The sequence below is a fragment of the Marinimicrobium sp. ARAG 43.8 genome (genome assembly GCF_050113635.1).
Classification (GTDB): Bacteria; Pseudomonadota; Gammaproteobacteria; order Pseudomonadales; family Cellvibrionaceae; genus Marinimicrobium.
Map to the genome: position 1 here is coordinate 241100 of NZ_JBNJLT010000005.1, position 14949 is coordinate 256048.

Annotated in this window: 11 protein-coding genes; 7 read left to right on the plus strand and 4 right to left on the minus strand. The window is 57.4% G+C overall.

The features are described from left to right. Window positions 1-20: 20 nt before the first annotated feature. Together glgA and glgB are read right to left on the minus strand one after the other, a co-directional pair. A complete protein-coding gene (gene glgA / locus ACQCLF_RS11795) occupies window positions 21-1481 on the minus strand; it encodes a glycogen synthase GlgA (protein WP_426987492.1) in 1461 nt (486 codons plus the stop codon). Further along, window positions 1478-3673 carry a 1,4-alpha-glucan branching protein GlgB gene (gene glgB, locus ACQCLF_RS11800; RefSeq protein WP_426987494.1) on the minus strand — a complete coding sequence of 732 codons (2196 nt, stop codon included), beginning with the start codon at window positions 3671-3673 and terminating at the stop codon, window positions 1478-1480. The genes glgA and glgB overlap by 4 nt, the downstream gene beginning before the upstream one ends. A gap of 262 nt (window positions 3674-3935) precedes the next feature. On the opposite strand from glgB, the gene glgC reads away from it, so the two are divergent. The 7 genes from glgC to modC all read left to right on the plus strand — a co-directional run bounded on the left by glgC (window position 3936) and on the right by modC (window position 11459). Further along, window positions 3936-5204: a glucose-1-phosphate adenylyltransferase gene (glgC, locus tag ACQCLF_RS11805; RefSeq protein ID WP_426987496.1), complete on the plus strand. Its 1269-nt coding sequence runs from the start codon at window positions 3936-3938 to the stop codon at window positions 5202-5204. Further along, the gene (locus ACQCLF_RS11810; protein WP_426987498.1) at window positions 5194-6918 is read left to right on the plus strand and encodes a glycoside hydrolase; all 1725 of its coding nucleotides are present in this window, start codon (window positions 5194-5196) and stop codon (window positions 6916-6918) included. Before glgC ends, ACQCLF_RS11810 begins: the two co-directional genes overlap by 11 nt. Next, window positions 6915-8423: a 4-alpha-glucanotransferase gene (malQ, locus tag ACQCLF_RS11815; protein ID WP_426987500.1), complete on the plus strand. Its 1509-nt coding sequence runs from the start codon at window positions 6915-6917 to the stop codon at window positions 8421-8423. Before ACQCLF_RS11810 ends, malQ begins: the two co-directional genes overlap by 4 nt. Before the next feature lie 15 nt (window positions 8424-8438). Further along, a complete protein-coding gene (locus ACQCLF_RS11820) occupies window positions 8439-8810 on the plus strand; it encodes a hypothetical protein (protein ID WP_426987502.1) in 372 nt (123 codons plus the stop codon). Window positions 8811-8923: 113 nt separating this feature from the next. Next, complete coding sequence (modA, locus tag ACQCLF_RS11825; RefSeq protein WP_426987504.1) at window positions 8924-9688, plus strand: molybdate ABC transporter substrate-binding protein; 765 nt, start codon at window positions 8924-8926, stop codon at window positions 9686-9688. After that, window positions 9685-10383 (plus strand): molybdate ABC transporter permease subunit, encoded by a 699-nt coding sequence (gene modB / locus ACQCLF_RS11830; RefSeq protein WP_426987506.1) that lies wholly within the window; start codon window positions 9685-9687, stop codon window positions 10381-10383. The genes modA and modB overlap by 4 nt, the downstream gene beginning before the upstream one ends. Further along, on the plus strand, window positions 10380-11459 hold the full coding sequence (gene modC / locus ACQCLF_RS11835; RefSeq protein ID WP_426987508.1) for a molybdenum ABC transporter ATP-binding protein: 1080 nt from the start codon (window positions 10380-10382) through the stop codon (window positions 11457-11459). The genes modB and modC overlap by 4 nt, the downstream gene beginning before the upstream one ends. Here the strand turns inward: modC and ACQCLF_RS11840 are convergent. Together ACQCLF_RS11840 and ACQCLF_RS11845 are read right to left on the minus strand one after the other, a co-directional pair. Continuing rightward, window positions 11449-13590 (minus strand): 3-hydroxyacyl-CoA dehydrogenase NAD-binding domain-containing protein, encoded by a 2142-nt coding sequence (locus ACQCLF_RS11840; protein WP_426987510.1) that lies wholly within the window; start codon window positions 13588-13590, stop codon window positions 11449-11451. The genes modC and ACQCLF_RS11840 overlap by 11 nt on opposite strands. Before the next feature lie 10 nt (window positions 13591-13600). Next, on the minus strand, window positions 13601-14911 hold the full coding sequence (locus tag ACQCLF_RS11845; protein WP_426987512.1) for an acetyl-CoA C-acetyltransferase: 1311 nt from the start codon (window positions 14909-14911) through the stop codon (window positions 13601-13603). Between the last annotated feature and the right edge of the window lie 38 nt (window positions 14912-14949).

Genomic DNA, 14949 nt, shown 5'->3' on the forward strand with positions numbered 1-14949 from the left:
CGGCTTTTGACCGTGACAGATCAAACGCTGGACAGCGTCTTCTGATACAACTGGTCATAAGCCGCCGCGCTCTGGTTCCAGGAGTAGTCCCCACCCATGGCATTGCGTTGGCGTTGACGCCAGGCCGACGTGTCTTTTTCGTACATTTCCAAGGCTCTGCTTAGCGCTGCAGAGAGCGCATCCGGTTGTGGGCGGTGGAAGCAAAAGCCGTTGTCCCGCACAGGGTTTCCCTCATCCACTACCGTGTCGCCAAGCCCGCCAACCGCATGAACCAGCGGCAAAGCCCCATAACGAAGACTGTACAGTTGGTTCAAGCCGCAGGGCTCAAATAAAGAGGGCATTAAAAACAGGTCGGCGCCAGCTTCAATACGGTGGGCGAGCGCCTCGTCGTACCCCAGTGTGACCGACACGGTATCGGGAAATGTCAGAGCCAGCTTTGCAAAAGCCTGCTCATAATGTGGGTCTCCCTTGCCGAGCACGACCAGCTGCAATGCCGATTTCTGAAGGTATTCGGGCAACACCGCCAGTAAAAGATCCAGGCCTTTCTGTGCCACCATTCGCCCGACAAACCCCACTAACGGTTGCTCCGTTATCATCGTGAGCCCGAGCTGCTTGCGCAAGTCAGCCGTGTTCAGGCTTTTCCGCTGAAGACGGTGCTGGTTATAGGGCGTGGCCAGATACCGGTCACGACCCGGATGCCATACCTCGGTATCAATGCCATTGAGAATACCGCTTAAGTCATCGTGGCGGGCGCGCAGTAAACCGTCGAGGCCATGTCCCATGTCCGGGGTTTGAATTTCACGGGCGTAGCCAGGGCTGACGGTGGTCAAGCGGTGCGCAAAAACCAGACCGGCCTTGATAAACGACAACTGCCCGTAAAACTCCAGATAATCCGGTTGCCACAAGGTATCGGGCAAACCGAGATCATACAGAGCCGGTTGGCTGAACAGACCGTGGTAGGCGAGATTGTGTATGGTAAAAACACTCGGCGGAGCGGAGGGGGTTTGTCGAAGCAACCAGCAGGCCATGCCACACTGCCAGTCATTGGCGTGCACGAGATCCGCGCTCCAGTTCAAGCCCGCCCGGTTGGTGGCTACGGCGACCGCTGCCTGGCAAAAGCGGAAAAACCGTTGATGATTATCAGGCCAGTCGCGGCCATCGAGACCCGTATAGGGATTGCCCGAACGTTCGGAAAACGCCGGGATATCCACCAGCCAAACGGTCACACGAGTGCCGGGCAAGCGCGTTCGCCACAACGCCACGCGCTCTCCCTCCAGAGTCAATGTCGTCGTCAATTTCAGCGCCACGGAGGGGACTTCACCCGCGCGGATTCGGGCCAGCAACGACTGGTAAGCCGGCACGATTAGATGCACAGAGTGACCGCGTTTCATCAAGGCGCGGGGGAGGGCGCCGGCCACATCGGCCAGTCCGCCGGTTTTGATAAACGGAAACGCTTCACTGGCCATAAACAGAATATTCATGGGTGTTCCCGCTCCAGAATCAGCGCACCGAGCGGTGGCAGGGTTAATTCAATGGAGCAGGGGCGGTTCATCCAACGCCTGTCGTCAGTGGTCAGGGACAACGGATTGCCCAGATTGCTGCCCCCGTAATAGGTGGAATCAGAGTTAAAGATTTCCCGGTACACCCCCGGCAACGGCACACCGAGGCGGTAGTGAGGATGCGGCGAGGGCGTAAAATTCAATACCACAATCAAAAAACCGTCATCGCTGGCACGCAGGTAGCTAATGACCGATTGCGAGGCATCGTGGCAGTCAATCCACTCAAAGCCTTCGCCCTGAAAATGGCGTTGATGCAACTCGCTGCGCTCGCGATAGAGGCGATTAAGGTCGCAAAGTGATTGATGCACTCCCTGGTGCGCTTCCTGATCGAGCAGAGCCCATTCCAGCTCTTCCTGATGCGCCCATTCGCGCCATTGCGCAAACTCCTGTCCCATGAATAAAAGTTTGGTCCCGGGATAAGTCCACTGATAGCTGTAAAGCAGGCGCAAGTTGGCGAAACGCTGCCAATGGTCGCCCGGCATTTTGTTGATCAAACTGCCTTTGCCGTGCACCACTTCATCGTGAGAGAGCGGCAACATGAAGTTCTCACTGAACGCGTACATCATTCCGAACGTTAACTGCTCGTGATGGTACTGGCGGTGGATCGGATCGTGCCTCATATACGCCAGAGTGTCGTGCATCCAGCCCATGTTCCACTTCATGGAAAATCCCAATCCACCCGCCCAGGCGGGGCGAGTGACCTGGGGCCACGCGGTGGACTCTTCGGCCAATAACACAACGCCCGGGCAGGCTCCGTGACAGAGTTCGTTAAGTTGCCTTAAAAAATCCACCGCTTCGAGGTTTTCGTTGCCTCCGTCACGATTTGGTATCCAGTCATCGTCTTCCCGGGAATAATTCAGGTACAACATGGAAGCCACAGCATCCACCCGAAACCCATCCAGGTGAAACTCCTTTAACCAGTACAGCGCGTTCGCCAGTAAAAAATTCCGTACTTCGTTACGCCCATAGTTGTAGATTAATGTGCCCCAGTCCCGGTGCTCACCACGGCGGGGATCTTCATGTTCATACAACGCTGTGCCATCAAAGCGGGCCAGGGCGTGTTCGTCTTTGGGAAAATGCGCGGGGACCCAGTCCAATAACACCCCGATACCGGCTTGATGAAGCGTATCGATGAAGTACCGAAAGTCATCCGGCGTACCAAATCGGCTGGTTGGCGCGTAATAACCCGTAGTTTGATAGCCCCATGAGTCATCCAGCGGATGCTCGGAAACGGGCAACAACTCCACATGAGTAAAACCAAGTGGCTGCACATACGTCACCAACTCGTGGGCCAGCGCCCTGTAATTGAGAAAATGCCCATCGGCCTGACGACGCCAGGATCCAAGGTGTACTTCATAAACCGACAGTGGTTCGCGCTGCCAATCCCACAGCGCTCTTTGGGACAGCCATTCGCTGTCCTGCCACTGGTAATCGGAGCTCGAAAGGATGCGCGCCGCGGTGGCGGGACGCACTTCAAAGGCTCGACCATAGGGGTCGGTTTTTAACACAACCTGGCCGGTTTCCCGGTGACGAATGGAAAACTTATAAAGATGGTTGACTGGTACACCGGGAATAAACAACTCCCAGACACCACTGGCACCCAGAGAGCGCATCATGTGGCAGCGCTCATCCCAGCCATTGAAATCGCCCACCACGCTGACTCTTTCGGCACCGGGCGCCCACACCGCAAAACCCACCCCGGAAATACCGTCCACGGCTTTCGGGTGTGCCCCCAGCCTGTCGTAAATGTTCCAGTGTCGCCCTTCATTGAACAGGTGTAAATCCATCTCGCCCACTTGTGGGGCAAAGGTGTACGGGCTCTGCTCCGAGTGAGTGCGACCCTCTCTATCTGTCCAGTGGAGCCAGGGGTGAGGCGGCAGATCGTCGCGTCGGCCTCGCCATTCCCAAATCCCCCCGGCACCGATGGCGGTCAGCGATACCGGTTGTCCACTGACCTGTTGCACCGATACATGATCGGCGTCGGGCAAAAATGCCCGATAAATACCTTCGTCGGATAACCCCGCTACCGGATGGTGGCCGAGCACTTGAAACGGGTCGTGATGACGAGCCTGTGCCAGGCGCGTCCCGATATCCTTCAGCTCACTTTCTGGCATATAGCATCCACTCGTTGGGACCTGTCGTTAAAGCGTAATCGGGTTGCTGATATATTGCCAGCGCTTCCATAAGTCTGTCATTTTATGACTACACTTAATGGATGACGCACAAACCGTGCCTGTTCGACGTAGATAATTGACGTGGTTAATTGACGTAGCCAGTTTTGAAAGGGAACTCTTTGGCACTGTTATTGCTCAACTCATCATGCTCCACTTATGAAAATCCATCACGAACACGATTAGCTTGCTCAGGGGAGACGCTATGCTGACTTCGACATCCGGACGCTTTGTCAGTCGCCTGACACGGGAGACCCTGGCGGTAGTATTAGCTGGAGGTCGAGGCTCAAGGCTGCACGAGTTAACCAACTGGCGAGCCAAACCCGCTGTGCACTATGGCGGCAAATTTCGCATTATTGATTTTCCCCTTTCCAACTGCGTGAACTCCGGTATTCGCCGCATCAGTGTCCTGACGCAATACAAATCCCATTCCCTTGATCGTCATCTTCAACGCGGCTGGGGTTTTCTCGGCGGGGAGCTGGGGGAGTTTGTCGAACGGCTTCCGGCCCAGCAGCGCATGGGTCAAAACTGGTATGCCGGCACAGCGGATGCGGTGTTACAGAACCTGGATATTATTCGCCGTCACAACCCGGAGTACGTGCTGATTCTCGCCGGTGACCACGTCTACAAAATGGATTACGGCACCATGCTGGCCGCGCATGTTGAACGTGCCGCCGATATCACCGTTGGCTGTATCGAAGTACCTCTCGAACAAGCCAGTGCCTTCGGTGTCATGCAAATCGACAGCGACCACCGAATTGTGCGCTTTCAGGAAAAACCCTCAAAACCCGAGCCAATGCCCGGCGCTCCGGATCAGGCCCTGGCCTCGATGGGCATTTATGTATTTAACACGGAAGTACTGTTTCGTGAACTGTTGAACGACCAGCACCTGCCGGGTTCCTCCCACGATTTTGGCAAAGACATTATTCCTTCGCTGATGAAAAGCCGTCGCGTGATGGCGTTTCCTTTTCGTGACCCGGTGTCCGGCGGCAAAGCGTATTGGCGGGATGTCGGGACAATTGACTCACTGTGGGAAGCCAATCTGGAGCTGACCGGATTTACTCCAGAGTTGGATCTTTACGACTCGCTGTGGCCGATCTGGACGTATCAGGAACAGGTGCCCCCGGCGAAATTTGTCTTTGACGAAAAAGGTCGTCGCGGTTCGGCGGTGGACTCCATGGTGGCTGGTGGTTGCATTGTTTCCGGGGCGCATATCCAGCACTCTTTGTTGTTTCCCCGCGTGCGCATTCACTCCTACAGCGAGGTTACAGACTCGGTGCTGTTTCCCAGTGTGGATGTCGCCAGGAACTGTCGCATTCGTCGCGCGTTAATTGACCGCAGCTGCCAGATACCACCCGGCACCGACATCGGGTTCGACACCGAAGCTGATCGCCAGCGTTTTCATGTATCGCCCAAAGGCGTGGTTCTGGTGACACCGGAAATGCTTGATAAGGAGTATCCGCATGTCTCCTGATACGGCCAGCAAGCCAGTACCAGTCGTGCTGTGCTGGCATATGCACCAGCCCGACTATCGCAATCATCAGAACGGCCACTATGATTTTCCATGGACTTATTTGCACGCGTTGAAAGATTACAGCGACATGTTGCGGCACTTGCAAGCGCAGCCGCAGGCTCGGGCCGTGGTGAATTTCTCCCCGATTCTTCTGGAGCAGCTGGAAGATTATCGGGAGCAAGTGGATGGCTGGCTTGACAAGGCCATCCCGATACGAGACTCCATACTCGCCGCACTCGTACAGGAAACCTTGCCGGAACCGGGAAGCGATGCCTTTTGGACGTTGGCCAACCATTGTCTGCGCGCACAACGGGGGCGGATGATTGAGCGGTTTCCCGCGTATCGGTTTCTGGCCGATACCATGGATGTGATTGCCGAAAACCCTCAGCAGCAGTGCTACCTGAACCCTCAGTACCTGATTGATTTGGTGGTGTGGTATCACCTGGCCTGGCTGGGCGAGTTTGTGCGTCGGGAAGATCCGCGCGTGAACGCACTGGAAGCCAAGGGCGGCGGGTTTACCCCGGAGGACCGCACCGCGTTAATGGAAGTCATTGCCAACCAGTTCCGAGTACTGAAGCCAGGTTATAAACAGCTATGGGAAGAAGGGCGCATCGAGTTGAGTATGAGCCCGTACGCACATCCCATCCTGCCGTTGTTACTGGACTTCGCCTCGGCCAGAGAAGCCATGCCCGACGTGGTGTTACCAAAACATGACCACTATCCGGGAGGGCGTGCGCGAGCCCAATGGCACATTGAACGAGGGCTGGACGTTTTCGAACGCTATTTTGGCGGACGGCCTTCCGGCTGCTGGGCCTCGGAAGGTGCTCTGAGTGATGCCACATTAACACTCCTGGAAGAAAGCGGTTTTTTCTGGACGGCCACGGGCGATTCCGTGCTTCACAACAGCTTACAGAATCAGGCGCGCTCACCGCATGAACACACAGTGGCTCACCGGGCATTCACCGTGCCGGGGCAATCATTGCGCTGCTTTTTTCGAGACGATGGACTATCGGACCTGATCGGCTTTCAGTACGCCGATTGGCATGCCGAGGATGCGGTCGGTGATTTAATCAACCACATGGTGTCTATCGCCGAAAGCAGTGGCAATCCCGACGATACGGTGATTTCCATTATTATGGATGGAGAGAATGCCTGGGAGTATTATCCCGAAAATGCCTGGCATTTTCTGGAGGCGCTATACCGACGTATCGCCACGCATGAGCGGCTGACGCTGACCACTTATCACGAATTACTGTCCCGCGAACCCCCCCCGGAACCCGTTGCGCTCGATCACCTGGTCGCGGGCAGTTGGGTGTACGGTACCTTCTCCACCTGGCTCGGTGACGCCGATAAAAATCTCGCCTGGGATCGCTTGTGTGACGCCAAGCGTGCGTATGATCAACACCACGACGCTCTCGACGAAAAAGCAGCGACGGACGCCGAACAACAGCTGGCCCAGTGTGAAGGCTCGGACTGGTTCTGGTGGCTCGGGGATTACAATCCGGCGGAAAGCGTGAGGGATTTCGATGTGTTGTATCGTCGGCACCTCTCTAACCTCTATACCTTCCTGCAACAGCCTGTGCCGGAGAATCTGTCACACCCATTGAGCCAGGGTGGCGGATCGCCTCAGGCGGGCGGTGTCATGCGTCGCGGCCACGAGGAGCACCCGGAATGATTCGCCGGGATCAACCTCACGCTTTGCTGCGCGACCGACGCGCCGGTGTGTTGCTGCATCCCACGTCGCTCCCCGGACCGGGTCAGTTCGGCACGATAGGGGAGCATGCCCGCCGGTTCGTGGACTTCCTCTCACAAAGCGGTTTTACCGTCTGGCAAATGTTGCCGACCGGACCCACTCACGACAACCGCTCGCCGTACCAGCTTTTGTCCTCGTTGGCCGGCAATCCGGAACTGATTGATCCAGATGATCTTGTGGCTCGAGGCTGGTTAACAGAAGAAGAGCGCACTCAGACAAACACCAAAACCATGCGTGAGAAGGCCGCCAGAAGGTTCTTGGGATCAACAGAGCCGCGCGATGCGTACCAGCGGTTTTGTCACTCGCACAGAGACTGGCTGGAAGATTACGCCTTGTTCATGGCGTTGCGGGCGCATTTTCAAACACAGGAATGGACGCAGTGGCCCAAGAAAATACGATCACGCCGTCCACAGGCCATGGCCAACCTGCGGCGGACATTGGCGGACGCTGTGGAGGTGTTTCGCTTCGAGCAGTTTGTATTCGACCTCCAGTGGCGCCAGCTCCGCCAGTACGCCGCCGAGCGCCAAGTCGCACTGATGGGCGACATTCCCATTTTTGTGGCACACGATAGTGCGGATGTCTGGGCCAACCAAAACCTGTTTCGCCTGAATGCGGATGGCCAGCCATTAACCGTCGCAGGCGTTCCCCCGGATTACTTTTCGGAAGAAGGGCAACACTGGGGCAACCCTCATTACAACTGGGATGAAATGCAGGCCAGCGGGTTTCGCTGGTGGCGAGCGCGCCTGAACCGACAGATTGAAGGGTTCGACCTGGTCCGGCTGGATCACTTTCGAGGTCTTCAGGCTTATTGGGAAATTCCCGCGAAAACACCCTTACCCAAATTGGGGCAATGGGTAGAAGCGCCCGGAAAAGCCCTGCTGAACGCGCTGCTTCGGGAGCACAAAAAACTTCCAGTGGTGGCGGAAAATCTTGGCTTTATCACCCCGGAAGTGGAAGCGCTCAGAGAGTCGTTTCATTTGCCGGGCATGGCCGTACTGCAATTTGCCTTTGATGGTCAGTCCGATAACCCCCATCTGCCCCACGAATACTCACCGCATACGGTGGTGTATACCGGTACGCATGACAACGATACCAGCCTGGGCTGGTTCAATGCTCAGGGGGAGGAAGTACGCGACCGGGTGACGGACTATTGCTACGGGAGTGAACAGCGCATGCCTGAACTGCTAATACGCCTGGCACTGGCTTCCGTGGCACGCCTGGCGATCATCCCCATGCAGGATCTCCTGGGGCTCGACGGTCAGCACCGCATGAACACGCCCGGTACAGACAGCGGTAATTGGCGCTGGCGCTTTTCATGGGACCAGGTACCCGACGGGTTGGCCGGGCAACTGCGACACTGGCTGCTGCTGTACGGGCGCGAACCCAACCGGGCACTGACCCGACGACACGCTATGAATGACTCCTGATAACGAGGTGTGGTTATGAATTATTACAACGGGAATCATGACACTATGGATCATTACGCGAGCCGACGCGTGCCGTTGCAACTGAATGCGTTGATCTACAAGCACGGCACTCCGGTGGCTACCGGGCGTATTATCAACGGCAGTCGCCACGGCCTTTATCTGGAAACCGAGTATCAGGATGTACGCGAACTGCAACGGCTGGAACTGGAAGTGCTTCTCGCGGGCCGCATAAAAGGCGAACAGCGCTGCCGCGTGGGCGCACTGGTGGTCAAAAAGACGCTAATGGGGAAAGGGCTGGAAATGGAGCTATTGGAAGAGCCGGGAAACCAGTTGTTACACGATCTGATTCAAAAAGAGCAGGGCATCGCAAAGCCAATCGCTTCGTAGAGAGACACCTCTTCCTGTCGTCTTATCAAAATCCTCACCATGATTTTTAGCCGTAGAGTACGCTATAGTAGGCGTTACCGAACATTCACTGGAATAAACGGCGGTGGGGCATAATGCTTCGACATCATTGGACAGCGCTGCTGACCGCAATGCTGCTGACACCAACCGTACAAGCGGAAACCATCAATGTGGCGGTGGCTGCGAATTTTACCAACACCATGAAAGCGCTGGCCGAACCTTTCGAGGCCAGCACCGGTCACGAACTGGCACTTTCTTTCGGCTCGTCCGGTAAGTTCTACGCACAAATCAATAATGGCGCTCCTTTTGACGTTTTCCTGTCGGCCGACCAGCAGAAGCCGGAAGCGCTCGAGCGCGAAGGGCGCATCGTACCCGGCAGCCGGTTTACTTACGCGCTGGGCGCTCTTGTGCTGTGGTCCTCCCGGCCGGAACTGGTGGATGAGCGCGGTATTGTGTTGGGCCGTGGGCACTTCCGCAAGCTGGCATTGGCCAACCCTCGGCTCGCGCCCTATGGTGTCGCCGCCACCGAGGTACTGAGCAACCTGGAGTTGCTGGAAGCCACTCGTCCCAAGTGGGTCCAGGGCGAAAACATTGGCCAGACGTATCAATTCGTTCGCTCGGGCAATGCGGAGCTGGGGTTTGTGGCCTTGTCGCAAATCATGAGCGATGGCCACATCGACGGCGGGTCGTTCTGGCGCATCCCCCTCGATCTATACAACCCCATCCGTCAGGATGCCGTCATTTTGAAGCGCGCCGAGAATAACGCTGGTGCGAAAGCCCTGATGGCGTTTCTGCGCACAGAATCGGCCGTGCGCATTATGGAATCCTACGGCTACCGTGTAGCGGCTGAAGCACCTTGACACTCTCTGACGCCGACTGGCAGGCCATCTGGCTCACGCTTCGCCTGGCCACGACCGTAACGCTGTTGCTGCTCGTGATTGGGACACCGATTGCCTGGTGGCTGGCGCGCACCCGTTCCTGGTGGAAGGGCGCCGTCGGCGCCGTAGTCGCCTTACCATTGGTGTTGCCGCCCACCGTTTTGGGTTTTTATCTGCTCCTGGCACTGGGTCCAAACGGCGCCGTCGGGCAGTTCACCGAAAGCCTGGGGCTCGGTACCTTGCCGTTTACGTTCTGGGGGCTGGTGGTCGCCTCTGTCTTTTATTCGTTACCGTTTGTGGTGCAACCGCTTCAAAACGCCATGGAAGCCCTGGGTAATCGCCCGCTGGAAGTGGCCGCGACTCTACGCGCGGGACCCTGGGATCGTTTTTTTACCGTCGTCCTGCCCATGGCCAGACCCGGATTTATTACCGCCACCATCCTTGGCTTTGCCCACACCGTGGGGGAGTTCGGTGTGGTCTTGATGATTGGCGGCAACATCCCCGGCGAAACCCGAGTGGTGTCGGTGCAGATTTATGATCATGTGGAAGCGTTGGACTATGACAACGCGCACAGCCTCGCGCTGCTGATGGTACTGTTTTCCTTCGTGACACTGTTCCTGCTGTACACTCTGCAGCGCCGACGTTCGGGCGTGATGGCTTATGGAGTGCGGTCGTGAGCGAGACGATTGATGCCCGGTTTATTCTGAAACGTCGCAACCACTTCGAACTGAATACAAATCTTAGTGTACCCGCCCAGGGCGTGACCGCCATTTACGGCCCATCGGGCTCGGGCAAAACCACGTTCCTTCGTTGCCTGGCGGGGCTGGAAAAACCCGACGAAGGAAAACTGGTTGTGCAAGGCGACTCGTGGCAGAGTGCCGAGCACTTCAAGCCTGCCCACAAACGCCCGGTGGGTTATGTTTTTCAGGAGGCCAGCCTGTTTCCCCACCTGTCGGCTGGCGGTAATCTGGCCTATGCCATGCGGCGAGCGGCCACTCGGGTGACGGATGAACTGTATCAACAGGTACTCTCCGTCATGGGCATTGACGCCTTGCTGTCGCGTTATCCGGAGAACCTGTCCGGTGGCGAGCGTCAGCGAGTGGCGATAGCACGAGCTTTGTTAATTCGACCGCGCCTGCTGTTGATGGATGAGCCGTTGGCGTCTCTGGATCGTGCCCGAAAGCAGGAAATCCTCCCGTATCTGGAACGGCTGCGCACCGCGTTTGAGCTGCCGATCATCTACGTCAGTCATGCGCTGGAAGAGGTCGCCCGTCTGGCCTCGCACGCCGTGGTACTGGATCAGGGGAGAGTCGTCGCAGAGGGAGGTGTGAATGATGTTTTTTCGCGAATAGACCTTCCTGGCCTGCAAGGGCCGGACACCGGCGTTATGCTTAGCGGCCAGGTCGTTTCCCGCGATGCCCGTTGGCATTTGGTGGACGTTCGATGTCTCGGTAGCGTCTTGACCGTTCCCGATGAGGGGGATCATCCGGGGAAGGACGTGCGCCTTCGGATTCTCGCCAGCGACGTCAGCCTCGCCCAAAACGCCATTTCCGAAGCCAGTGTTCTGAACCAGATTCCGGTCAGCGTGGAGTCGGTGGGTAATGATCAACACCCGGCCCATTGTCTGGTGCGACTCCGGGCCGGGGACGATTATCTGCTCGCCCGGCTTACCCGCCGTTCCTTTGAGCATTTACAGGTTCGTCCCGGACAAACGCTCTGGGCACTGATTAAATCCGTCGCCATTATTCGCTAACCAATTCCGTGGTGGGTGCGTCCGTTCTCCAGCCGGGGTCGGGAGCAAAGCGCTCCCCGTGTAACTGAGCCAATTGCTGCAAGCGCACCCGAATATCTTCGAACCCGCGCTCGTGAGCGTACTTCATCGGTCCGCCCCGGAAAGGCGCAAAGCCGGTGCCGAAAATCATGGCGCCGTCCAGTAGCTCTTCGTTGTCGATCACGTCTTCCCGCAGGCAGGCCATGCAGGCGTTAAGCAGCGGCAAAATCAAACGGTCCAATATTTCCTCGGGTGCTCTGGGTGCGTTATCGGACTCTTTCGGTTTGCCGTTTTCCCAGGTGTACAAGCCTTCACCGGTTTTCTTGCCGAGCTTGCCTTCCTCTACTTTTTTACGAAGCCAGGCAGGCGTTTCGGGGAGGTTATTATCCAATCGTTCGCGCAGCATATCCGCCACACCCAGGCAGATATCCAGGCCCACTTGGTCAGCCAGTTCGATGGGGCCCATGGGCATGCCGAAATCCAGCGCCACCCGGTCAATACTCTCCGCTTTGTGGCCTTCATCCAGCATCATGATCGCTTCAATCAGGTAAGGCGTCAGGGCGCGATTGACCAGAAAGCCCGGCGCGCTGGAAACCGGTGCCGGCAGTCGGCTGATCTGTCCCACAAATTTCAGCGCCCGTTGACGGGTGTCATCACTCAATGCACTGTGCTCAACGATTTCGACCAGTTGCATCTGTGCCACCGGGTTGAAGAAGTGCACACCCACCAGACGCTCGGGCTGCTGCAGGCCATCCTGTAATTGCTCGAGCGGAATACTCGAGGTGTTACTGGCCAGAATGGCACCGGGTTTTAACTGCGGCTCCACCGTCGAGAACACCTTGTGTTTTATCTCCAGCTTTTCGGGCACCGCTTCCAGAACGAGGTCCGCCTGCCCAATGGCCTGGTGCGAGAAATCCGGAACCAGCCGGTCCAGTACCGCGCGAGTCTGAGCGGTGTTCATGCGTTTCTTGCGGCACAGGTCGGCGGTTTTTCCGATGGCTTTGGCAATCATTTCGGGCTGTGTGTCGAACAGCGTCACACGCAAGCCTTGAAGGGCACACCACCCGGCAATATCCCCACCCATGGCACCGGCACCAATCACGTGTACTTGCCGGATCGGTGAAATGTCGTCCCCCACGTTGGTCAGCGACTTCATCTGTTCGCGCAGGAAAAAGACGCGCACCAGATTACGGGAGGTTTCACTGGTCAGTAACCGGGCGAATGAGGACACTTCGTAGCGTAGCAAATCCTTGCCATTGCGTCCGTGTTTCTCCCACAGGTCAACCAATGCAGACGGTGCAGGGTAATGCTCCGGTGGCGCTTTTTGGGCGGCCTGCGCGCGCATTTTTCGACCAACGAAACGACGCAGGGGATCGATACGGAACAGCGTATTTTGCCAGCCGCCTTTTTTGCGTTTCAGTTTGCCGGTGAGGGCAAAGCGCACGGCATTGGCGACGTGCCGTTCCTGCACAACGGCATCCACCAACCCTTGGGATTTGGCTTTTCGGTCACGCGTATTCTTGCCGGTCAGCATCATTGTCATGGCCGGAATCGGACCGATGAGATCGACCAGTCGCCCGGTGCCGCCAAGGCCGGGATGCAGACCCAGCAAAACTTCCGGTGTACCAAAGGTCGCGCCCTCAATAGCAATGCGATAATCACAGCACAGCGCCAGTTCCAGTCCGCCGCCGAGGGCGGCGCCGTGAATAACCGCCACGGTGGGAAAAGGAAGATCCTTGAGCCGTTTGACCAGCGCGTGGGCGCGGTTCAGTTTTTCTTCGACCTCGGATTCCGAATGCAGGTGGCGGAACTCCTTGATGTCCGCCCCCACACAGAAGCTGCCGACTTTCCCCGAGCGCAACACCAGCCCTTTGGGCGGATCTGTTTGCAAAGTGTTGTGCAAAGTCTCGACCACTTGGCCGAGCTCTTCCAGTACCTCGGCCGACAATACGTTGACACGACTGTCGGCTTTATTCAGCAACAGCCAGGCCACGCCTTCATCGTCGCGCTGCAATTGCCAGTGTTGCCAGGGGCTGTCCCCGTCCGGGCGATATCCGAAAGGGCCCAGTTCCAGGGCGCGCACTTGCAGGGCAGAATACACAGGACCAGTCATCGTGCTCTCCTTAAACGCGTTCAATCAGCATGGCGCCAGCCTGGCCGCCGCCAATACACTGCGTGGCAATGCCACGTTTCAGCCCCTTTCGCTCCAGGGCGTTGACCAGGTGCAACACTATGCGGTTGCCACTGGTGCCCACCGGATGACCCAGGGCCACCGCGCCACCATCCACGTTAAGGGTTTCCGGATCAATTCGACCGATGCGCTGTTCCAGACCCAGGGCGTTGCGGCAAAACGTATCGTCATCCAGTGCGGCCAGGCAGGCGAGCACCTGCGCCGCAAAGGCTTCATTCAGTTCCCACAGATCAATATCATCGGTTTGAAGCTGGTGACGAGTCATCAGTTCGGCAATGCTCATTGCCGGTCCGAGCCCCATGATTTCCGGGTCCAGCGCCGACCAACAGCTGTCGGTAATCACCGCCCGTGGCGTTAGTTCATATCGGTTAACCGCTTCCTCGGAGGCGAGAATCATCCAGGACGCGCCGTCGGTGATTTGCGAGCTGTTGCCCGCCGTGACAATGCCGTACGGGCGCTCGAACACCGGCTTGAGTTTAGCCAGGTGTGCTACCGAACTGTCCGGACGCACCCCGTCGTCTTCGGTGAAAATGCGACCGTCCGCCGCAATGGCGGGGACCACCTCGTTTTTCAGCCAGCCTTCTTTTTGCGCACGAGCCAGCCGTAAATGGCTTTGCACCGCGTACTCGTCGGCCTGCTGTCGGGTGATGCCAAATAACTGGGCAATAACCTCGGCGGTTTGCCCCATGTTCAGCTCCGCAATCGGATCGGTCAGACCGCGTTCCAGGCCGATCACCGGCGCCAGCATCGAAGGGCGAAATCGGGAAAGCGCCTTCAGGCGCTGACCGAAGGTTTTGGCCGTCTCTAGCTCGGCAAACCAGTTAACGGCTTTTTGTTGAAAGAGCAGGGGAGAGTGACTCAGTGCTTCGGCGCCCCCGGCGAGAATCAAATCGGCGCTTCCACCTTGAATATAGTGATACGCCGTGTCCAGCGACTGCATGCCCGAACCGCAGTTGATCTGCACGGTAAACGCCGTCATGGCTTCACCCATTCCCAGGCGCAGTGCTGCAACGCGGGCCGGGTTCATTTCCTCCGAAATGACATTCACGCAGCCGAGAATAACCTGATCGAATTCGCTGGACGCCATGGGCTGTCGCAGCAGCAGTGAGCGTCCGGCCTGCACAGCAAGATCGACCGGCGTGAAGGGCCCGGGGCGTCCCCGGGCTTTGAGGAAGGGCGTGCGCACCCCGTCTACCAGATAGACGGGGCGACCTGTGGTCGGGGTGTACGAGTCGTTCGCCATGAGGGCTCCTTGTTGCGAGTCACTGCTGTCGTACCAAT